At 67.1% G+C, this 20,637-nt stretch carries 19 protein-coding genes; 11 read left to right on the top strand and 8 right to left on the bottom strand.

The features are described from left to right. The first annotated feature begins 87 nt into the window (after positions 1 to 87). The 8 genes from RAN53_RS13360 to RAN53_RS13325 all read left to right on the top strand — a co-directional run bounded on the left by RAN53_RS13360 (position 88) and on the right by RAN53_RS13325 (position 11,128). Positions 88 to 507: an acyl-CoA thioesterase gene (locus RAN53_RS13360; protein ID WP_414842987.1), complete on the top strand. Its 420-nt coding sequence runs from the start codon at positions 88 to 90 to the stop codon at positions 505 to 507. Between the two features lie 135 nt (positions 508 to 642). Beyond that, complete coding sequence (gene gyrA / locus RAN53_RS13355) at positions 643 to 3,336, top strand: DNA gyrase subunit A (protein WP_305797308.1); 2,694 nt, start codon at positions 643 to 645, stop codon at positions 3,334 to 3,336. Continuing rightward, positions 3,326 to 4,459 carry a 3-phosphoserine/phosphohydroxythreonine transaminase gene (gene serC, locus RAN53_RS13350; RefSeq protein WP_305797307.1) on the top strand — a complete coding sequence of 378 codons (1,134 nt, stop codon included), beginning with the start codon at positions 3,326 to 3,328 and terminating at the stop codon, positions 4,457 to 4,459. The genes gyrA and serC overlap by 11 nt, the downstream gene beginning before the upstream one ends. Positions 4,460 to 4,466: 7 nt before the next feature. Next, the gene (gene pheA / locus RAN53_RS13345) at positions 4,467 to 5,558 is read left to right on the top strand and encodes a prephenate dehydratase (protein WP_305797306.1); all 1,092 of its coding nucleotides are present in this window, start codon (positions 4,467 to 4,469) and stop codon (positions 5,556 to 5,558) included. A gap of 2 nt (positions 5,559 to 5,560) precedes the next feature. Next, positions 5,561 to 7,870 (top strand): bifunctional prephenate dehydrogenase/3-phosphoshikimate 1-carboxyvinyltransferase, encoded by a 2,310-nt coding sequence (locus RAN53_RS13340; RefSeq protein WP_305797305.1) that lies wholly within the window; start codon positions 5,561 to 5,563, stop codon positions 7,868 to 7,870. Beyond that, positions 7,867 to 8,571 carry a (d)CMP kinase gene (gene cmk, locus RAN53_RS13335; protein ID WP_305797304.1) on the top strand — a complete coding sequence of 235 codons (705 nt, stop codon included), beginning with the start codon at positions 7,867 to 7,869 and terminating at the stop codon, positions 8,569 to 8,571. Before RAN53_RS13340 ends, cmk begins: the two co-directional genes overlap by 4 nt. A 180-nt stretch (positions 8,572 to 8,751) precedes the next feature. Further along, positions 8,752 to 10,428 carry a 30S ribosomal protein S1 gene (rpsA, locus tag RAN53_RS13330; protein ID WP_305797303.1) on the top strand — a complete coding sequence of 559 codons (1,677 nt, stop codon included), beginning with the start codon at positions 8,752 to 8,754 and terminating at the stop codon, positions 10,426 to 10,428. A 319-nt stretch (positions 10,429 to 10,747) separates the two neighbouring features. Beyond that, positions 10,748 to 11,128 (top strand): histone-like nucleoid-structuring protein, MvaT/MvaU family, encoded by a 381-nt coding sequence (locus RAN53_RS13325; protein ID WP_305797302.1) that lies wholly within the window; start codon positions 10,748 to 10,750, stop codon positions 11,126 to 11,128. A 92-nt stretch (positions 11,129 to 11,220) separates the two neighbouring features. Here the strand turns inward: RAN53_RS13325 and RAN53_RS13320 are convergent, their stop codons facing one another. Next, on the bottom strand, positions 11,221 to 12,039 hold the full coding sequence (locus tag RAN53_RS13320; protein WP_305797301.1) for a helix-turn-helix transcriptional regulator: 819 nt from the start codon (positions 12,037 to 12,039) through the stop codon (positions 11,221 to 11,223). A 351-nt stretch (positions 12,040 to 12,390) separates the two neighbouring features. Between RAN53_RS13320 and RAN53_RS13315 the strand changes: the two genes are divergently transcribed. Then, entirely contained in the window at positions 12,391 to 12,684 is a 294-nt protein-coding gene (locus RAN53_RS13315) for a hypothetical protein (RefSeq protein ID WP_305797300.1), read from the top strand. Between the two features lie 11 nt (positions 12,685 to 12,695). Here the strand turns inward: RAN53_RS13315 and RAN53_RS13310 are convergent, their stop codons facing one another. The 4 genes from RAN53_RS13310 to queC are packed head-to-tail and all read right to left on the bottom strand — an operon-like array spanning position 12,696 to position 15,383. Beyond that, positions 12,696 to 13,010 (bottom strand): YkgJ family cysteine cluster protein, encoded by a 315-nt coding sequence (locus RAN53_RS13310; RefSeq protein ID WP_305797299.1) that lies wholly within the window; start codon positions 13,008 to 13,010, stop codon positions 12,696 to 12,698. Next, positions 13,007 to 13,852 (bottom strand): 6-pyruvoyl trahydropterin synthase family protein, encoded by an 846-nt coding sequence (locus tag RAN53_RS13305; protein ID WP_305797298.1) that lies wholly within the window; start codon positions 13,850 to 13,852, stop codon positions 13,007 to 13,009. Before RAN53_RS13305 ends, RAN53_RS13310 begins: the two co-directional genes overlap by 4 nt. Further along, on the bottom strand, positions 13,852 to 14,556 hold the full coding sequence (gene queE / locus RAN53_RS13300) for a 7-carboxy-7-deazaguanine synthase (RefSeq protein WP_305797297.1): 705 nt from the start codon (positions 14,554 to 14,556) through the stop codon (positions 13,852 to 13,854). Before queE ends, RAN53_RS13305 begins: the two co-directional genes overlap by 1 nt. After that, positions 14,556 to 15,383 (bottom strand): 7-cyano-7-deazaguanine synthase QueC, encoded by an 828-nt coding sequence (gene queC, locus RAN53_RS13295; RefSeq protein ID WP_305797296.1) that lies wholly within the window; start codon positions 15,381 to 15,383, stop codon positions 14,556 to 14,558. Before queC ends, queE begins: the two co-directional genes overlap by 1 nt. A gap of 224 nt (positions 15,384 to 15,607) precedes the next feature. On the opposite strand from queC, the gene yegQ reads away from it, so the two are divergent. Together yegQ and RAN53_RS13285 are read left to right on the top strand one after the other, a co-directional pair. Next, the gene (yegQ, locus tag RAN53_RS13290; RefSeq protein WP_305797295.1) at positions 15,608 to 17,032 is read left to right on the top strand and encodes a tRNA 5-hydroxyuridine modification protein YegQ; all 1,425 of its coding nucleotides are present in this window, start codon (positions 15,608 to 15,610) and stop codon (positions 17,030 to 17,032) included. A gap of 125 nt (positions 17,033 to 17,157) precedes the next feature. After that, on the top strand, positions 17,158 to 17,778 hold the full coding sequence (locus RAN53_RS13285; RefSeq protein ID WP_305797294.1) for an anti-virulence regulator CigR family protein: 621 nt from the start codon (positions 17,158 to 17,160) through the stop codon (positions 17,776 to 17,778). Between the two features lie 132 nt (positions 17,779 to 17,910). On the opposite strand, the gene RAN53_RS13280 is transcribed toward RAN53_RS13285, so the two are convergent. The 3 genes from RAN53_RS13280 to RAN53_RS13270 form a co-directional block, all read right to left on the bottom strand. Further along, positions 17,911 to 18,147 carry a DUF2789 domain-containing protein gene (locus RAN53_RS13280; RefSeq protein WP_305797293.1) on the bottom strand — a complete coding sequence of 79 codons (237 nt, stop codon included), beginning with the start codon at positions 18,145 to 18,147 and terminating at the stop codon, positions 17,911 to 17,913. A 126-nt stretch (positions 18,148 to 18,273) separates the two neighbouring features. Continuing rightward, a complete protein-coding gene (locus RAN53_RS13275; protein WP_305797292.1) occupies positions 18,274 to 19,332 on the bottom strand; it encodes an asparaginase in 1,059 nt (352 codons plus the stop codon). Between the two features lie 82 nt (positions 19,333 to 19,414). Further along, positions 19,415 to 20,626 carry an efflux RND transporter periplasmic adaptor subunit gene (locus RAN53_RS13270; RefSeq protein WP_305797291.1) on the bottom strand — a complete coding sequence of 404 codons (1,212 nt, stop codon included), beginning with the start codon at positions 20,624 to 20,626 and terminating at the stop codon, positions 19,415 to 19,417. Positions 20,627 to 20,637 lie beyond the last annotated feature (11 nt).

Here is a 20,637-nt window from a genome sequence, read left to right as displayed (position 1 = left end):
TCCCGGGCGAGATGTAAAACGTGTGTTTGAAATCGGGGCGCGTCGATGCCTAGAATCGAGGCTTTCCCCCTGCAGGAGCGATACTCCATGGACAGCCAGATTTCCCGAACCTCGCTGCGCGTGCGCGGCTATCACCTCGACGGCTATGGCCACGTCAACAACGCCCGCTACCTGGAGTTCTTGGAGGAGGGGCGCTGGGCCTACTTCGACGATCGCCCCGAGCTGTTTCGCCGCCTGCAACGCGGCGACGTGGCCTTCGTGGCGGTGAACGTCAATATCGACTACTGCGCCGCGGCGGTGGCCGGTGACGACCTCGAGGTCGCCAGCCGGATCTGCGAGCTGGGCAGGCGCAGCGCGCGCATGGCCCAGGAGATCCGCCGGCGGGGCGATGATGCCCTGGTGAGTCGCGCCACCATCACCTTCGTGCTGCTCGACGTGGCCGCCAACCGAGCCATCCCCATTGAGGGCGAGCTGCACGACCTGCTGGCTCCGCTCGTCGTGGAGTAGGTCGATGGGCTCCAGGCTGGAACAGCCAGCTCCCTTTGCCCGTGCCGGAGTGGTATGATGTGAGGCTGTTATGGCGCCCCGGGCAACGCCACGGCGGGCGGCCAACCTCCTGCAGTGCAAAGGATTCGACGACCCATGGGTGACATCGCCAGAGAGATTCTGCCAGTCAATATCGAGGACGAACTGAAACAGTCGTACCTCGATTACGCGATGAGCGTGATCATCGGCCGGGCGCTGCCGGATGTGCGCGATGGCCTCAAGCCGGTACACCGGCGCGTGCTGTTCGCGATGCACGAACTCGGCAACGACTGGAACAAGCCCTACAAGAAGTCGGCCCGCGTGGTGGGCGATGTCATCGGTAAATATCACCCCCACGGTGACAGTGCCGTCTATGACACCATCGTGCGCATGGCCCAGGACTTCTCCATGCGCCACGTGCTGGTCGACGGCCAGGGCAACTTCGGTTCCATCGACGGCGACAGCGCCGCGGCGATGCGTTACACCGAGGTGCGCATGTCGCGCCTGGCCCACGAGCTGCTGGCCGACCTGGAGAAGGAGACCGTCGACTGGGTCGACAACTACGATGGTACCGAGCGCATCCCCGATGTGCTGCCGACCAAGGTGCCCAACCTGCTGATCAACGGCTCCTCGGGCATCGCCGTGGGCATGGCGACCAATATCCCGCCCCACAACATGGGTGAGATCATCAATGGTTGCCTGGCGCTGATCGACGACTACACCCTCTCCGTCGACGACCTGATGGAGCATATCACCGGGCCGGACTTCCCCACCGGGGCCATCATCAATGGCCGTGCCGGCATCCTCGAGGCCTACCGTACCGGCCGCGGGCGCATCTACGTGCGCGCCTGCCACACCATCGAGCATGACGACAAGAGTGGTCGCGACCATATCATCGTCAACGAGCTTCCCTACCAGGTGAACAAGGCGCGTCTGATCGAGAAGATCGCCGAGCTGGTCAAGGACAAGAAAATCGAGGGCATCGCCGAGCTGCGCGACGAGTCCGACAAGGACGGCCTGCGGGTGGTGATCGAGGTCAAGCGCGGCGAATCCGGCGAGGTGGTGGTCAACAACCTCTTCGCCCAGACGCAGCTGCAGACCGTGTTCGGCATCAATATGGTGGCCATCGATAACGGTCAGCCGAAGATCCTCAATCTCAAGGAGATCCTCGAGGCGTTCATTCGCCACCGCCGTGAAGTGGTCACCCGGCGCACCCTCTATGAACTGCGCAAGGCGCGCGAGCGGGGCCATATCCTCGAGGGCCTCACCGTCGCCATCTCCAATATCGACGAGGTCATCGAGCTGATCAAGGCCTCGCCCAACGCCGCCGAGGCCAAGGAGAAGCTGCTCGCCCGCACCTGGCCGCCGGGGCAGGTCACCGGCATGCTCGAGCGTGCCGGCGCCACCTCCTGCAAGCCCGAGGATCTCGAGGAGGGCTTCGGCCTCGACCAGGCCGGCAGCCAGTACCGGCTCTCCCCGGCCCAGGCCCAGGCCATCCTCGAGCTGCGCCTGCACCGCCTGACCGGCCTGGAGACCGAGAAGCTGCTCGATGAGTACCTGGGCATCCTCGAGAAGATCGCCGAGCTGATGGCGATCCTGGCCTCCGCCGAGCGCCTGCTCGAGGTGATTCGCGAGGAGCTGATCGCGGTGCGCGACCAGTTCGGCAACCCGCGCAAGACCGAGATCCAGGCCAGCCATCTCGACCTCTCCATGGAGGACCTGATCGCCGAGGAGGACATGGTGGTCACCGTGTCGCGCACCGGCTACGCCAAGACCCAGCCGCTGTCCGACTACCAGGCCCAGCGCCGCGGCGGGCGCGGCAAGTCGGCCACGGCCATGAAGGACGAGGACGTCATCGAGCACCTGCTGGTGGCGTCCACCCACGACACCGTGCTGCTGTTCTCCAACCGCGGCAAGGTCTACTGGCTCAAGGTCTACGAGATGCCGGTGGCCAGTCGCGGCTCGCGGGGCAAGCCGCTGGTCAACATGCTGCCGCTGGACGAGGGTGAGGCGATCAACGCCATCCTGCCGGTGCGCCACTATGACCCTGAGAACTACATCTTCTTCGCCACCGCCCGCGGTACCGTCAAGCGCACCAGCCTCGAGCAGTTCTCGCGGCCGCGCAGTGTGGGCCTGATCGCCATCGATCTGGAGGAGGGCGATCGCCTGATCGGCGCCGCCATCACCTCGGGCTCCGACCACGTCATGCTGCTCTCGTCCAACGGCAAGGCGATCCGCTTCGAGGAGGGCAATGTGCGCGCCATGGGCCGCACCGCCCGAGGGGTGCGCGGCATGCGCCTGCTCGACGATGCCGAGGTGATCAGCCTGATCATCCCCCAGAGCCAGCTGATCGATGCCGAGGCGGGCTTTGAGGGAGAGGCGGAGAGCGAGGACGAGGAGGGCACCGTCGTCGAGCACGCCAACGGTGGCCAGATCTATATCCTCACCGCCTCCGAGAACGGCTACGGCAAGCGCTCACGCCTGGAGGAGTTCCCGCTGCGCGGTCGCGGCGGCCAGGGCGTGATCGCCATGCAGACCAGCGAGCGTAATGGCGCCCTCGTCGCCGCGATGCAGGTCTACTCCTCCGACGAGATGATGCTGATCACCGACCGCGGCACCCTGGTGCGCACTCGGGTCGAGGAGGTCTCGACCACTTCGCGCAACACCCAGGGCGTGATGCTTATCCGCCTGGGCAACGACGAGAAGCTGGTCAAGACGGTGCGCATCGACGAGCCCGAGGAATCGGAGGAATCGGGGACAGACCCCCATTTCGATGGGAAGGGCAATGAAGGGGAGCAAGATGGGGAATAAGGGAAATGGGGGTCTGTCCCCGATTCGCCACCACAACTTCTGCGCCGGCCCGGCGGCGCTGCCTACCGCGGTGCTGGAGCGGGCCCGCGACGAGATGCTCGACTACCGTGGCCACGGCCTGTCGGTGATGGAGATGAGCCACCGCTCGCCGGAGTATGTCGCCATCGCCGAGAAGGCCGAGGCCGACCTGCGCGAGCTGCTGGCGATTCCCGCCAACTACAAGGTGCTCTTCACCCAGGGCGGGGCGACCCAGCAGTTCGCCGCGGTGCCCTTCAACCTGCTCGGCCAGGGGGGCAGCGCCAACTTCGTCGATACCGGCATCTGGAGCCGCAAGGCCATCGCCGAGGCGCGCCACCTGTTCGGCGACGTCCATGTGGCGGCTTCCAGCGAGGCCGGCGGCAACACCGCGGTACCGCGCCCGGAGCAGCTGGAGCTCTCCGGTGATGCCGGCTACCTGCACTACACCGCTAACGAGACCATCGGCGGGCTGGCCTTCGACTATACCCCCCGGGCGATGCGTCCGGACGGCCGCGAGGTGCCGCTGGTCTGCGACATGTCCTCGTCGATCCTCTCGGGCCCGCTGGATGTCTCGCGGTTCGGTGTCATCTACGCCGGGGCCCAGAAGAACATCGGCCCCGCCGGCCTGGTGGTGGTGATCGTGCGCGACGACCTGCTCGATCGCGCGCGGGCCGACATGCCCTCGCTGTTCGGCTACAAGGCCCTGGCCGAGGCCGGCTCCATGGTCAATACCCCGGCCACCTACAGCTGGTACCTGGCGGGGCTGGTGTTCGAGTGGCTCAAGGATGACATCGGTGGGCTCTCGGCCATGGAGGCGATCAACGCCCGCAAGGCCGAGAAGCTCTACGCGGCCATCGACGGCAGCGGGCTCTACTCGAACCCCATCGCGACGGCCAACCGCTCGCGCATGAACGTGCCTTTCGTGCTGGCGGACGACCGCCTGGACAAGCCGTTCCTGGCGGAGGCTGAAGAGGCCGGGCTGCTCAACCTCAAGGGCCACCGCAGCGTGGGCGGGATGCGGGCGAGCCTCTACAACGCCGTGCCCGAGGCCGCCGTGGATGCGCTGATCGACTTCATGGCCGATTTCGAAAACAGAAGGGGCTGATAAAACCATGAGTGACACCCCCATCGACCTCGATGCACTGCGCGACCGCATCGACGACCTGGACAGCCAGCTGCTGACGCTGATGAACGAGCGCGCCGAGTGCGCCCAGCGGGTCGCCCAGGTCAAGACCGCCGCCGACGCCGGGGCGGTGTTCTATCGCCCCGAGCGCGAGGCCCAGGTGCTGCGCCGGATCATGGCGCTCAACAAGGGGCCACTGGACAGCGAGGAGGTGGCGCGGCTGTTCCGCGAGATCATGTCCGCCTGCCTGGCCCTGGAGCAGCCCATCAAGGTCGCCTACCTGGGGCCGGAGGGCACCTTCACCCAGCAGGCCACCCTCAAGCACTTCGGCGAGAGCGCGGTCAGCCTGCCCATGGCGGCCATCGATGAGGTGTTCCGCGAGGTGGAGGCCGGTGCGGTCAACTACGGCGTGGTGCCGGTGGAGAACTCTACCGAGGGCGTGATCAACCACACCCTGGACTCCTTCATGGACTCCGGTCTGCGCATCTGCGGCGAGGTGGTGCTGCGTATCCACCATCACCTGCTGGTGGCCGAGACCACCCGCCGGGACAAGGTCTCGCGCATCTACTCGCATCCGCAGTCCTTCGCCCAGTGCCGCAAGTGGCTCGACGCCCACTATCCCCAGGCCGAGCGGGTGCCGGTCTCCTCCAACGGCGAGGCGGCGCGCCTGGTCAAGACCGAGTGGCACAGTGCGGCCATCGCCGGCGACATGTCGGCCAAGCTCTACGGCCTGACCCGCCTCGCCGAGAAGATCGAGGATCGTCCGGACAACTCCACGCGCTTCTTGATCATCGGCAACCAGGACGTGCCCATGTCCGGGGAGGACAAGACCTCCATCGTGGTGGCCATGCGCAACCAGCCGGGTGCGCTGCACGACCTGCTCGAACCCTTCCATCGCCACCAGATCGACATGACCCGCCTGGAGACGCGCCCGTCGCGCAGCGGCGTGTGGAATTACGTCTTCTTCATCGACTTCAAGGGGCACCGCGACGAGCCGCGTGTCGCCGCGGTGCTGGAGGAGGTGCGTCTGCGTGCCGCCGAGGTCAAGGTGCTGGGCTCCTACCCGGTCGGCGTACTCTAGGCATGGCGGAGAGCGTGAACCGCGAGGTCGACGAGACCCGCATCCTGATCGTCGGCCTGGGCCTGATCGGCGGCTCCCTGGCCGCGGCCCTGCGCGCCGCCGGCTTCGGGGCGAATCAAGAGAGCGCCGCCGGCTTTGGGGGCACCATTCTCTCTTGTGACCCGGACCCGGACGAGATCGCCCGCGGCATCGAGATGGGGCTGATCGACGGCGGCGACACTCGCCTCGAGAACGTCATCGACGGCGTCACCCTGGTGGTGCTGGCGGTGCCGGTGCTGGCCATGCGCGGCGTGATGACCGAGCTCGCCGGCCTGCTCGAGCGCGCCGCCCCCGGCGTGGTGATCACCGACGTGGGCAGCACCAAGGCCGCCATTCGCGACTGCGCCATCGCCGCCTTCGGCCGGGTACCGCCAAACCTGGTGCTCGGCCACCCCATCGCCGGCTCCGAGAAGAGCGGCGTGGCGGCGGCCAACCCCCGGCTCTATGTCGACCACAAGGTGATCCTCACGCCCGAGCCGGATACCGATCCGGGGGCGCTTGCCCGCGTGCGCGCCCTGTGGACGGCATGCGGTGCCGAGGTGCTGGAGATGGACGTGGCACGCCACGACCAGGTGCTGGCCCGGACCAGTCACCTGCCACACCTGCTGGCCTTCTCGCTGGTGGACACCCTGGCACGCCAGGACGAGCGGCTCGAGATCTTCCGCTACGCCGCCGGCGGCTTTCGCGACTTCACCCGCATCGCCGGCAGCGACCCGGTGATGTGGCGCGATATCTTCACCGCCAACCGCGACGCCGTGCTGGCCTCTCTCGATGACTTCGAGGCCGGCGTGGCGCGGCTGCGCGACGCCGTGGAGCGCGGCGACGGCGACGCCATGCTGGCGACCTTCGATCGCGCCAGCCACGCCCGGCACTACTTCGAATCCCTGCTCAACAAGACCAGTTATCAGGCGGAATACCAGATGCAACAGCAAGGCAAGCTGCGTTACCGGGTGAGCCCCGGCGGCGCCGTGGTCGGACGCATCCGCGTGCCCGGCGACAAGTCGATCTCCCACCGCTCCATCATGCTCGGCGCCCTGGCCGAGGGGATCACCGAGATCAAGGGCTTCCTGGAGGGCGAGGACAGCCTGGCGACCCTGCAGGCGTTCCGCGAGATGGGCGTGGCCATCGAGGGCCCCCATCAGGGCCGCGTGACCGTACACGGCGTGGGCATGCACGGCCTCAAGGCGCCCTCCGGCCCCCTCTATGTGGGCAATGCTGGCACCGCCATGCGGCTGTTCGCCGGGCTGCTCGCCGGCCAGGCGTTCGACACCGAGCTCACCGGTGACGCCTCGCTGACCAAGCGCCCCATGAACCGGGTGGCCGACCCGTTGCGCCTGATGGGGGCCGAGATCGACACCGCCGAGGGCGGCCGCCCGCCGCTGCATCTCCATGGCGGTCGTGTGCTCAAGGGCCTCACCTACGACATGCCCATGGCCAGCGCCCAGGTGAAGTCCTGCCTGCTGCTCGCCGGCCTCTACGCCGAAGGCGAGACCCGGGTGCGCGAGCCGGCACCGACCCGCGACCATACCGAGCGAATGCTGACCGGGTTCGGCTACGCGGTCCACCGCGAAGGCGACACCTGCTGGCTCGAGGGGGGCGGCAAGCTGACTGCCGCGCCCATCGACGTGCCCAGCGACATCTCCTCGGCCACCTTCTTCCTGGTGGCGGCGGCGATCACCCCCGGGTCCGACCTGGTGCTGGAGCACGTCGGCATCAACCCGACCCGCATCGGCGTGATCAATATCCTCACGCTGATGGGCGCCGACCTGCGCCTTGCGAACGAGCGCGAGGTGGGCGGCGAGCCGGTGGCCGACCTGCATATCCGCTACGCCCCCCTCAAGGGCATCGAGATCCCGGTGGATCAGGTGCCGCTGGCCATCGACGAGTTTCCCGCGCTGTTCATCGCCGCCGCGAATGCCGAGGGCACTACCCGGCTGCGCGGGGCCGAGGAGCTCAGGGTCAAGGAGTCCGACCGGCTGCAGGCCATGGCCGACGGCCTGGCCGCCATCGGCGTCGAGCACAGCCTGTATCCCGACGGCATCGATATCGCGGGAGGGGGCCGACTCGAGGGATCCAACTACGGCGGCGGTCGTATCGATAGCCTCGAGGATCACCGCATCGCCATGGCGTTCACCATCGCCGGCCTGCGGGCGAGCGCAGAGATCGTCATCGATGACTGCGCCAACGTGGCCACCTCCTTCCCCGGGTTCGTGGACCTGGCGCGCAAGGTGGGGCTGACACTGCAGGAAGAGTCGAGCGAGGAGGGCGCATGAGTGAACCCCGGACACTGACTCAGGCGCCGGTGCTGGCCATCGATGGCCCCGGCGGCGCCGGCAAGGGCACCATCAGTCGCCTGGTCGCCGAGCGGCTGGGCTGGCACCTGCTCGACAGCGGCGCCCTCTATCGCCTGACCGCCCTGGCCGCCGGCAAGCATGGCGTGGCCCTGGATGACGAGGCCGGCCTCGCCGAGGTGGCCCGCCACCTCGACGTGGTGTTCGTCGCCGAGGACGTGGCCACCCGGGTGATGCTCGAGGGGGATGACGCCACCACCACCATCCGCACCGAGCAGGTGGGCGATGCCGCCTCGCGGGTCGCCGCGCTGCGGTCGGTGCGCGAGGCGCTGCTGAGCCGCCAGCGCGACTTCCGCAAGCCCCCCGGGCTGGTGGCCGACGGGCGCGACATGGGTACCGTGGTCTTCATCGATGCGCCACTGAAGATATTTCTCACGGCGAGTGCCGAGGAACGCGCCCATCGCCGCCAGCGCCAGTTGCGAGAAGCGGGGGTGGATGCTAGTCTATCGAGTCTTTTGAAGGAGATTCAGGCGCGCGACGCCCGCGATATGCAGCGCAGCGTGGCGCCACTCAAGCCGGCCGATGACGCCATCATGCTTGATACCACGCGCCTGACGATACCGGAAGTGGTGGATCGGCTGACGGAGCTTCTGACCCAACGCGGTCTGCTCCGGGACGCCTGAAACTCCCTTGCGGCGCCTCCGGCAGCATGTGATGACGTGGCTCGGCACCGTAAGCCGAGAGCCGAGCCAGGTCGAACCAGCGCCAACATCTCCGGGGGTTTGGTGAATAAGGCCCGCACTCGCTGGTGGTGCGGAGGAAGCGGCTCCGCCGCACTTTAACGTTGATCACGTAGGAACATCATGAGCGAAAGCTTTGCTGAACTTTTTGAACAGTCTCTCCAGGACATCAACATGGAGCCCGGCGCCATCGTCGTGGCTACCGTCGTCGACATCGAGGGTGACTGGGTCACCGTCAATGCCGGCCTGAAGTCCGAAGGTCAGATCCCCTCGGCCCAGTTCCGTGACGAGAACGGCGAACTGGCCATCGCAGTCGGTGACGAAGTCCACGTCGCCCTGGAAGCCGTCGAGGACGGTTTCGGCGAGACCCGCCTCTCCCGCGAGAAGGCCAAGCGTGCCGAAGCGTGGAAGGTGCTGGAAGCCGCCTTCGAGAAGGACGAGATCGTCAAGGGCGTGATCAACGGCAAGGTCAAGGGCGGCTTCACCGTCGACGTCGACTCCATCCGTGCCTTCCTGCCGGGTTCCCTGGTCGACGTGCGTCCGGTGCGCGACACCACGCACCTCGAGAACAAGGAACTCGACTTCAAGGTCATCAAGCTCGACCCGAAGCGCAACAACGTTGTCGTTTCCCGTCGTGCCGTGCTCGAGGCCGAGAACAGCGCCGAGCGTGAGGCCCTGCTCGCCACCCTGCAGGAAGGCCAGCAGATCATCGGTATCGTCAAGAACCTTACCGATTACGGCGCCTTCGTCGACCTGGGCGGCGTGGATGGCCTGCTGCACATTACCGATATGGCCTGGAAGCGCATCAAGCATCCGAGCGAGATCGTGGCCGTGGGCGACGAGATCACCGTCAAGGTGCTCAAGTTCGACCGCGAGCGCAACCGCGTCTCCCTGGGCCTGAAGCAGCTGGGCGAGGATCCGTGGGTCAACATCAAGGATCGTTACCCGGAAGGCACCAAGGTTCACGCCACCGTCACCAACCTCACCGACTACGGCTGCTTCGCCGAGCTGGAAGAGGGTGTCGAGGGTCTGGTCCACGTCTCCGAGATGGACTGGACCAACAAGAACATCCATCCGTCCAAGGTCGTCCAGGTCGGCGACGATGTGGACGTCATGGTCCTGGATATCGACGAGGAGCGCCGTCGTATCTCCCTGGGTATCAAGCAGTGCACCGCGAATCCCTGGGAAACCTTCAGCGCCACCTACAACAAGGGCGATCGTGTTGCCGGCACCATCAAGTCGATCACTGACTTCGGCATCTTCATCGGCCTGGAAGGCGGCATCGACGGTCTGGTTCACCTCTCCGACATCTCCTGGACCGATACCGGCGAAGAAGCGGTTCGCCAGTTCAAGAAGGGCGACGAGGCCGAGGCCGTGATCCTCTCCATCGATCCGGAGCGTGAGCGCATCTCGCTGGGTATCAAGCAGCTGGATACCGATCCGGTCTCCGAGTTCCTGGCCGTCAACGACAAGGGCTCCATCGTCACCGGTCGCGTGATCGAGGTCGATGCCAAGCAGGCCCAGGTCGAGCTTGCCACCGATGTCGTCGCCGTGCTCAAGGCCTCCGAGATCAGCGCCGACCGCGTCGAGGACGCTCGTAACGTCCTCAACGAGGGCGACAGCGTCGAGGCTCGCATCATCGGTGTGGATCGCAAGAACCGCCAGATCGCTCTCTCCGTCAAGGCCAAGGATCAGGACGACACCCGTCAGAACCTGAAGAAGCTGCGTGAGGATGCGCCCGAGAGCGGTGGTCCGACCACCATCGGTGACCTGATCAAGCAGCAGATGGGTCAGGACTGATCGGAAAGCACTTTCCGGCAGACCATAACCGCCGCCCTCCGGGGCGGCGGTTTTTTAATGCGGCCTATACCCTGGCGAGTTGCTTGCCGGTGTGACGCCTGGGTTCAGGACTTTCAGGAGTCAAACAACCCGCGCAATGTTTCCGCCGGGTAGTTGATTCAGTAATGAAGTCGATGAACTTTGCCAACTTGCACTAGGTAAGCGAGTCATCCAGACTGTTGCCAGATATTGAGTAAATCGCGCATAATATCCGCCCCGTTGTTTTCTGCCATTGGCTTTTGAAACGTTTTCTGCCGAACTCACCCAAGGAATATTGCCCATGTCGCTTCTTAACGAATACATGCAGATGGAACAGCAGCTGAAGGAACTCCAGTCCAATCTGGACAAGCTGCAGAACGACAAGCGTCTGCAGAGTGAGCTCGAGTTCAAGGACAAGCTCGAGGCGCTGATGAAGGAGTTCGACAAGAGTGCCGCCGACGTCATCGCGCTGCTCGACCCGAAGCCGGCGACCTCATCTCCGAAGGCGCCTGCTTCCGCCGCCACTGGCACGCGCCGCAAGCGCAAGCTGAAGATCTACAAGAATCCCAATACCGGTGAAGTCGTCGAGACTCGCGGTGGCAACCAGAAGACACTCAAGGCCTGGAAGGACGAGTTCGGCTCCGATACCGTCGAGTCCTGGCTGGTGCGTGTCGAAGAGTAAGCCTGCGAGTTATCTTCGCTGTGCTCGGTTTTGATATGTAGACCGGCAAACATGAAAACGGCGCCTTCGGGCGCCGTTTTCATATGGCCACGTCAGCAGTGACAGCCGGTCTCGAGCAGGGGCAACTGGAGTTCGACTCCCGAAGTTCCCTTGATCAGGCGGACGGGATCGCCACTGTAGTGTTCGGACATCTCGGGCAATGTTGCCAACACTCCCGCCAGCGTGGGCTCGAGTCCGGCGGGATCGGGGAGGTCGAGGCAGGCACAGCGAGCCTCGGGCAGCCGGAGCATGCGCAGCGAGGGCGGAATGGCCAGGGAGTCTGCCGCCCGCCCATCCACCAGAACGCCGATATCGCGCCTGGGCAGGGCGGCGTCGGGACCCGGGGAATACATCAGCATGATGGCCGCTGCCCGCTCGGGGGCACCGGGCAGGGGCAGTTGATAGCCATTCAGGCACCTGTGCCAGCTATCGGGAGAAGGAAGCGTATCGGTCGCTTCATACTGGCGTGCCACTACCGCCGCACAGGATGGCACCTGCCTGATCCATGGCGAGACATCCAGGCTGAGCCCACTGGCCGCCTCGGCCAGTGCCCTGCGCCCCACCTGGCGGTGTTCCCGCGGGCTGCAGCGGAAGCGGCGCAGGAAGGCACGGCTGAAGGCCGAGTGGTTGGCATAGCCGCTGCGCCTGGCGACCTCCCGAATGCCGAGCGGCGTATGGACCAGCAGCCTGCCGGCCTTCTCGAGCCGCAGGGCCTCACGATAGGCGCTGGGTGACATGCCGAAGTACTGGCGGAAACGCCGCCTGACCTGGGAGGTGGAGTAGCCCAGTCTCTCGGCCAGCGCCGCCATGCTTTCCTGGCTATCCAGGGTGTCCTGCAGCCAGATCTCTGCTCGCACAATCTCGTTGAACATTGTCCGGCCCTGTTCCTTGCGGATGATCCCGTCCGGGCATTGGCCCGGCCCTCTTCTTTGCCAGGCAGTTGCTGAGGCCTCGCAATCCGGGGTGTGGTCGCGTGTCGTGCCTGATTCCTTTATGCGTTCTAATCAACTACAAAGGCAAGTTTGGAATACATCTTTGCGCGCTGTTGCATAGTTTCTCTGCAGGCAAGCCATGCCCGGGTCAGCGACGTAATGCCTGCGTAATTCCTTGGGAGGGGGAGAGCCCCTTAGCGATGGCGCTGCAGACGGGTATACTCGCCGTTTCCCCACTCGGGCGGCCGTGCCGCGCGCACTTCCCGTTCGCCCGCTACACGACGATCAGGCATGAAACATCACACACCACGCAACGCCATGGGTGAGCGCGATAAGCTTCGCCAGTTCCGTGAGCTCGACGACGCCTTCGCCGAGGCGTTGCGCGAGCTGGAGTCCTCTCCGGCGGCCGAGTCCAGCGTCGACCTCGAGTGCAGGCCAGCGGCGTCGGTAGAACACGCCGCAGCGGTCGAGTCTGGCGAGCCTTTCGAGCAGCGCCTCGAGGCTCTGATGACGGAGTACGAGCTCTCTGCCGAGCGCGTCAGGGAGCTGCTGCAGACCCTGCAGCGCCTCGGGCTGAGCGCCTGACGCCGGACGTCCTACCCCTCACCTGGCAGCTCCCCGGTATCCAGCTCCAGCGCGGCGATGCGGGCCAGTGCCTGGTCGCGGTGGCTGCCACATAACTCGGGATCGAAGTCGAAGCGGGCACAGACCGCCGGACGGCGCGGATCGCCGAACAGCCGGCAGAGGTTGGCGTCGTCGAGCTGCACGCAGCGCACCCCCGCGGGCTTTCCCGCGGGCATCCCCGGGATCGGCGAGGAGATCGAGGGGGCGATGCAGCAGGCCCCACAGCCCGGGCGGCAACCGTCTTTGACTGCGGCCTCTGCGGCTGAGTTGTCGATCTTGGTCGTCATGGACTGGCATGGGCAATGGCGCCCTTGTCGATGCCCTCGAAGGCCTGTACGCGGGTCGCGACTCCCGTCTCAGTGGCGATCTGCCGGGCCAGCCAGTCGGCGATCCATTCCACCGTGGTCGGCGTCGGCAGCACATGGCAGCGTTCCCTCGGCAGACTCAGCAAGAATTGACCCTGGTCCGTGCGGTAGCCGGTGGTCAGCTGCTGCTGCCATATCGATGCGTCGTCGCTGACGATATCGGCCTCGTCGAGCAGGTAGCGATCCGCCAGCCAGTCGGCCCACTGGCGCTCAAGGCCCGGCATGCGATCTCCCAGCTGCCAGATATGCAGCCGTGAGCGGTGGCCATGGGCGATGCGCTGGCAGTTGCCGGCGTGGCGGCGTAGTCCGTGGCTGTAGGTGTAGGCCGCCCCCTCGATCTCTTCTTCCCGCAGGCGCAAGCGAATGTCGCTGACCCGCGGCGGCGGCCGACGCATCAGCTCCGCCGCCAGGTGGTCGGCCAGGCGCTCTGCCCGGATCTCCTGCCAGGGCAGCAGGGTCAGCGCCTGGTGCGGCGCACGCAGCTCCATGGCCCAGGGCAGGGTGGTGCGCACGCAGAGCCCCTCGCGGCAGTCATGTAGCTCCAGTCCCGGCGCGTGGGTGGGCACCAGCAAGGTGTGGTCGGCGTCGGCGTCCAGGCGTTGCTTGATCCACGGCTTCACCTCACCGAAGTCGAACAGCATGCCGTCCTCGCCGAGCTCTCCATCGAGCTCCACGTCCACGTGCCAGCTGGCCCCGACCAGGCCGCGGGTCGGACACCACCAGGAGACGTCGAGCTGGGTCAGGCGGTTGACGAATAGCGTCATCAGTCGATCCCCGTGATCTTGTGGGTCTGCAGCGACAGCCGCCACTGGGGGTGGGCGAGGCAATAGGCCACGCTCGCGGCCATGGTGTCGGTAGTCGTGTCGGCAATAGTCTCGCCCATGGTGCTGGCCAACCTGCCGACAGCGCGCCCTGCAGGCCCGGTGTCCATGGGCTGCAAGAAGTAGTGGTCGAACGCCAGCCGGGCGAAACGCTCGGGCTTTGCATCCGCCTGGGGGTAGACCAGCTTCAGCTCATTGCCTTCGGTAATGGCCAGGGCGTTGTCGCCCTTGGGGCTGACGCAGAGCCAGTCGATGCCGTCGGGGGCGGGTAGGGTGCCGTTGGTCTCCACGGCGACCTCGAAGCCACGGTCATGCATGGCCTGGATCAGCGGCTCGTCGAGTTGCAGCAGTGGCTCGCCCCCGGTGAACACCACATAGGGGGTGGTGGCTCCTGTCTCGGGGCTGGCCGGGCTTGGCCACAGCGCCGTCAGGTGTGCGGCCAGGGTCGCGGCATCCGCGAAGCGCCCGCCGTTCTGGCCGTCGCTGCCGATGAAGTCGGTATCGCAGAAGCGGCAGGCCGCCGCGACCCGGTCCTGCTCGCGGCCGGACCAGAGGTTGCAGCCCGAGAAGCGGCAGAACACGCTGGCGCGACCGGCCTGGCCGCCTTCCCCCTGCAGGGTGTAGAAGGCCTCCTTGACGTGGTACATCAGGATTCTCCGGCGGGGTACTGTGACGAATCGGCGGTGGGTTCGGGCCGCTGCGAATAGCCGTCGGCAGGGTCGGGCCGCTGCGAATAGTCGTCGGCAGGGGCGGGCCGCTGCGAATAGTCGTCGGCAGGGTCGGGCCGCTGACAATAGTCGAGGGGATCCGTCACGCCGTTGGCGGCAAAGGCCGCCAGCCGCTCGCGGCAGCTGCCGCAGCGCCCGCAGGCAAGCCGCCCGCCCCGGTAGCAGGTCCAGGTGTCGACGTAGTCGAGCCCCATGGCCAGGCCGTCGGCGAGGATCTCCGCCTTGCTGGCATGCAGGTAGGGCGCATGGATCTCGACGGCCTCGAAGTTGGCGATGCCCGCCACGGCGTTCATCGCGTCGACGAACGCGGGGCGGCAGTCCGGGTAGAGCACATGGTCGCCGCCATGGGCGCCGTAGTCGACTCGCTCGGCGCCGATGTTGACCGCCTTGGCGATGGAAAGCGCAAGCAGGATCATGTTGCGGTTGGGCACCACCGTGGCGGTCAGGTTCTCCTCGGCGTAGTCGCCCTCGGGTAGCTCGCGGCCGGGGTCGGTCAGCGCGGAATTGTCGATCAGCCCGTGGATGGCGCGGATATCCACCACCTGGTGCGGCACGCCGAGGCCGCGGCAGACGCGCTCGGCCACCTCCAGTTCCCGGGCATGGCGCTGGCCGTAGTCGAAGGAGAGGGCATGGACGTCGAGCCCCTCGCGCAGGGCGCGGTGCAGCACAGTGAAGGAGTCCATGCCGCCGGAGTAGATCACCACGGTGGCGGGGTTGGCCGCCGTGGGGGAAGCAGAAGAAGTCATGGGGTCACTCTGGTCGGAGAATTTGTCGCGCCGCAGCGCGGCGTTCCGGGGTCCGGTCCGGAAGGGGATGCATTCTACTGGACCCTCAGGTTGAGGCAAACGGGTGCCGGCCTGTTGCCAGCGCCTTTCGCCATGGCCCTATAGCGTGCTGGTTGCTGCTATAATATGCGCCCCTCATTTAAAGCGCCCCCGTGGCGCCATCGTCCTGACAACGGTGATCCCACATGCAAGCTCCCGAACTGCTCTCCCCGGCGGGAACGTTCAAGAACATGCGCTACGCCTTCGCCTACGGCGCCGATGCCGTCTATGCCGGCCAGCCGCGCTATTCCCTGCGCGTGCGCAACAACGACTTCAAGCTCGACAACCTGCACAAGGGCATCGCCTATGCCCACGAGCGGGGCAAGCAGTTCTATGTGGCCTCGAATATCGCGCCGCACAACAGCAAGCTGAAGACCTACCTGCGTGACATGGAGCCGGTGATCGAGGCCGGCCCGGATGCGCTGATCATGTCCGATCCGGGCCTGATCATGATGATCCGCGAGCGCTGGCCGGAGCAGGTGATCCACCTCTCCGTGCAGTCCAACGTGGTCAACTGGGCGGCGGCCCGGTTCTGGCAGCAGCAGGGCATCAGCCGCATCATCCTCTCCCGTGAGCTCTCGCTTGAGGAGATCGCCGAGATCCGCGCCGAGTGTCCGGATCTGGAGATCGAGACCTTCGTCCACGGCGCGCTGTGCATCGCCTACTCCGGGCGCTGCCTGCTCTCCGGCTACTTCAACCACCGCGATCCCAACCAGGGCACCTGCACCAACGCCTGCCGTTGGCAGTACAACACCGTGGCCGCATCCCACGACGAGACCGGCGACCTGGTGCCGGCCAACTCGGCCGCGGCACATTCCGCCAGTGGCCTCTGGACCCCGGGAGAGGGAGGCGCGCAGGGTGGACTGATCGCCTCCGGCGGCGGCAGTACCCGTCACAGCACGGCCACCGCCGGCGGGGTGGAGGGCCAGGACGAGCTCTCGGCGCTGATCGAGGATGCCACGCGTCCCGGCGAGCTGATGCCGATCTTCGAGGACGAGCACGGCACCTACATCATGAACTCCAAGGACCTGCGCGCCGTGCAGCACGTACCGCGCCTGACCGAGATGGGCGTCACCTCGCTCAAGATCGAGGGGCGCACCAAGTCCCACTACTATGTGGCGCGCACCGCCCAGGTCTACCGCCGGGCCATCGACGATGCCGTGGCGGGACGCCCCTTCGACATGCGCCTGATGGACGAACTCGACAACCTGGCCAACCGTGGCTATACGGAGGGCTTCTATCGCCGCCATGTCCATGACGAGTACCAGAACTACGAGCGCGGCAACTCGGTGGGCGTGCACCAGCAGTTCGTCGGCGAGGTGATCGGCTACGATCCCGACCGCGGCGTGCTGGAGATCGACGTCAAGAACCGCTTCGAGGCGGGAGACAGCATGGAGCTGATGCTGCCGGGCGGCAATCGCCGCTTCACCCTCGAGCATATCGAGAACCGCCGCGGCGAATCCGTGGGCGCCGCCCCCGGTTCCGGACACGTGGTGCGCATCCCGGTGCCCGGTGAGGCGATCGCCCCCGAGCGCATCGAGTTCGCGCTGTTGATGCGCGACCTCGACTGATCCCGGTCGTTGGCTTGCTTGGTCCGTCGCCGCTCGTATGTCGCAGACTGCCGACATGGAATCCATACCGGCTGCATGATTGGGGACTAGGCTAGAGTCATCCACCCATGGAACCGGAGGTTCTCATGAGCAAGCGAATCGATCTGCGTACGGCCATGGCCGCATCCGGCCTGGCCCTGCTGCTGGCGGCCGGCCCGGCGCTGGCCCAGCCCGCCGACAATCCCGGCCGCGGCCAGGGCCAAGGCCAGGAACAGCGCAAGGCACCCCCTGGCCAGCAGAAGCAGAAACAGCAGCAGGAGACCCGGGAAACGCGCGAGCGTCGCGAGGAGGCCTACCGCGAGCGTCGTGACGATGACTATCGTGACCGCGAGCGCCGTGACTACGACAGGTATCGCGACCGCGATGACCGTAGGGACTATGGCGAACGCCGCGATTACGATGACCGCCGCGACTATCGCGATCGCGACGGGCCGATCATCGACGAACGTGACCTGCGTCGCCTCTTCGGCGAGCGCCGCGACTGGGTCCGTGCGGATGAGCGCGCTGGCCTGCCCCCGGGCATTCGCATGAACCTGGAGCGCGGCAAGCCGCTGCCTCCGGGGATCGCCAAGCGCTTCGACGAGCGCGCGCTGCGGGACTTGCCCCGCTACGAGGGCTACGAGTGGCGTCGCGTCGGCCCCGATGCGATCCTCGTCGATGCCGCCAATGAGATCATCTACCGGGTGATCCGCGACGTGCTCTACTAGGCACTGCCGGGTCCGGCAGCCAGCCGACAATGCCAAAAGCCCGCCCCTCGACGAGGGGCGGGCTTTTGGCTTTTAGGGCTTGGATAGGGGCATGGCCTGGATAAGAGGGCATGGTGTGGATCGTGCCGGGTGTCACCCCTTGCGCAGCGAGGTGTTGAGGTGGTCGACCACCTCGGCCCAGTCGGCGTCCTCCTCGATCGCCTCGCGCAGGAACTCCGCTTGGCCCTCGTTCCAGCAGGCGGCGTCGGGCAGGGCGACATCCTCGGGGAGCGGGGCGTGACGGTCGATGAAGCGCTTGATCGCCTCGGGCTCGGAGGCGAGCCCAAGCTGCTCGAAGAGTTCGGTGAAGGGATGGTCGGGGTGTTCCATGACGGCGCTCCTTGCGTGGGTTGGGGCGCGGTGCCTACGCGGCGACCGCAGGGAATGCCCTTCCCACCATAGCCGGTTGGTGCGGCCCTTGCCTGACCGGCGTCAACGTTTGGCCCTCGGCCGGTGTCACAACCGCTCGCCGACCAGCGGCGTAAGGAAGCGTTGCCGCCGATCGGCGTCTGCCAGCGGCTGGGCGAGCAGGTGCACGAGCTTGGTCAGGGCCGCCTCTGGCGTCATGGCATCGCCCGAGAGCACCCCGGCATCCTTGAGCCCCTGGCCGGCGGCGTAGTCCCCCGGGTTGATGGCGCCATGCGGGCACTGGCTGATGGCGGCCAGCAGCTTGCCTTCGCCGCTGGCCCTGGCCAGTACGCCCAGCAGGGCCGGATCCTCGGGCAGGTTGCCGCCTCCCCATACCTCGAGCAGGGCCCCCTTGAGGTGGGAATCCTCCAGCCAGGCCGCCAGCTGGCGGGCGGTGATGCCCGGCCACAGGGCGATGCGGGCCACCCCGCCATCGCCCAGGGGCGCGTAGTCGGGCAGCTCGAAGCGGGGTGCGCCGCGTTGCTGTCGTTCCAGCCCGCGGCCCGCATAGAGCACGGCGTCTTCTCCGACCCGTTCGCCGAGCGGCGGATAGTTGGGGCTGGTGAAGGCCGCCGTGTCTCGGGTATGCCACTTGCGGGCGCGCACGCCGCGCAGCAACCTGCCTCCGAAGGCGATGGCGACCTCCTGGAGCGCCGGGTTGGCGGCATAGCGCAGCGCCAGGGCCACGTTCTGTGCGGCGTCGCTGCCCGGTGCCTCCAGGGGCTGCATGGCGCCGGTGAGCACGACCGGGCGGTCGATGCCCTGCAGCTGATAGGCGAGGCTCGCGGCGCTCCAGGCCAGGGTGTCGGTACCGTGGAGCACCACGATGCCGGCGTGGTCGCGGTAGCGCGCGGCGATCACCCCGGCCAGCCGCGACCAGTCGCAGGGGGTGGCGGCGCTGGAGTCGATGGGCGCGTCGAAGGCGAGCAGCCGGTAGGGTGGCAAACCGGCACCACACCCCGGTGGCAGCTGCTCCAGGGCGTGCGCGAGGCGCTCGGCGATATCGCCGCCCGGCGCCAGCCCCTCGGGCGTCTCGCACATGCCCAGGGTGCCGCCGGTGTAGATCACCAGCAGGGGACGAGAAGGGTCGGATACGGGGGCGGTCATGGGCGGCTCCGGGGCGATGGCAGCGCCCAATGATACGCGGTGGTCGTGGCGTCACAACCCCAGGGTGCCAGCCCATCGGCTGTCATGGTGCCACTGCGACCCGGATGCCATCCTCGACCCGCTCCCCGGGGTGCACGATCACGCGGTCCCCGGCCTCCACGCCTGCCAGCACCTGGGTGACCAGCCCGCTGCGCCGCCCCGGCGTCACCGCGACGCGCCGGGCACGCTTATCCGCGACGCGGAACACGGACCACTGGCCATCGGCGCGGAACAGCGCGCTGGTAGGCAGCTGCAGCACCTCATCGGCCTGCCAGATCAGGAATTCGGCATCGACCCGGAAGCCGCTGCCCAGGCCCAGCTCGGCGGGAGCACTCTGAGTGGCGAAATCCACGATCACCGGCACTCGCTGCTCGTCGACGCCCAGCGCCGAGACCCGGGTGAAGCCGGCGGGCTCGATGCGCCGCACCCGGCCGTCGAGGGGAGCCTCGCCCCCCCAGCCGGTGAGGCGTACCGGCATGTCGGGACGCACCCTGACCGCGTCCATGGAGAGCAGGTCGACCTGCACCTCCAGGGTATCCAGGCTGCCGAGCTCGAGTATCGGGTCACCGGCGGCCACGCTCCCCTCGCAGCAGCGGTAGCGGTTCAGCACCGTGCCCTCTATGGGCGAGCGCACCTCGAGCTCGGGGTGCTCGATGTCGCCGCGCTGGCCGCTGTCCATCGCCAGGACGGCCCGGGCGCTCTCTACCTCGAAGCGAGCCGCCTCCACGCTGGAGGCGGCGGAGCGCTCCACGGCACGCTGGCGGTCGCGCTGGCTGCGCCGCTGATCCAGGTCGGTGCCGGAGACCAGGTTGCGCCGGTGCAGCGTCTGGTAGCGCTCGAACTCGGCCTCGGTGAAGCGTCGCTCGGCGCGGGCCGTCTCCAGGTTGGCCTGGGCGGCGCGCAGCCGCGCCTCGGCGACATGCAGGGCGTCCTCGGCCTGCTGGCGCGAGCGTGGATCGAGTGCCGGGGCGGGGCTGGGTTCCAGGCGAAACAGGACCTGCCCCCGCTCCACCGCGTCGCCGACTTCGAGAGTCACCCGCTGCAGGTAGCCGGCGATGGGCACCGAGACGTTCCAGGTATCGCGCAGCCGGGTGCGCCCCTCCTCGGTCACCGACTCGACGAAGGGCGCGACCTCGACCCGGGCCACGTTCACCGCCACCGGCGCCGGGCGCAGCGCCCAGGCCAGCAGGAGCAGCAGGACGAGGGCGGCCAGGCCCCAGGCCAGGCGGCGAATCCAGCGGTGTGACGGTCTCATCACGGTTCTCC

It is taken from the genome of Halomonas sp. SSL-5, assembly GCF_030708455.1.
In the GTDB taxonomy this organism is placed as follows: Bacteria; Pseudomonadota; Gammaproteobacteria; order Pseudomonadales; family Halomonadaceae; genus Halomonas.
This window is presented reverse-complemented; position numbering and strand designations above follow the sequence as displayed.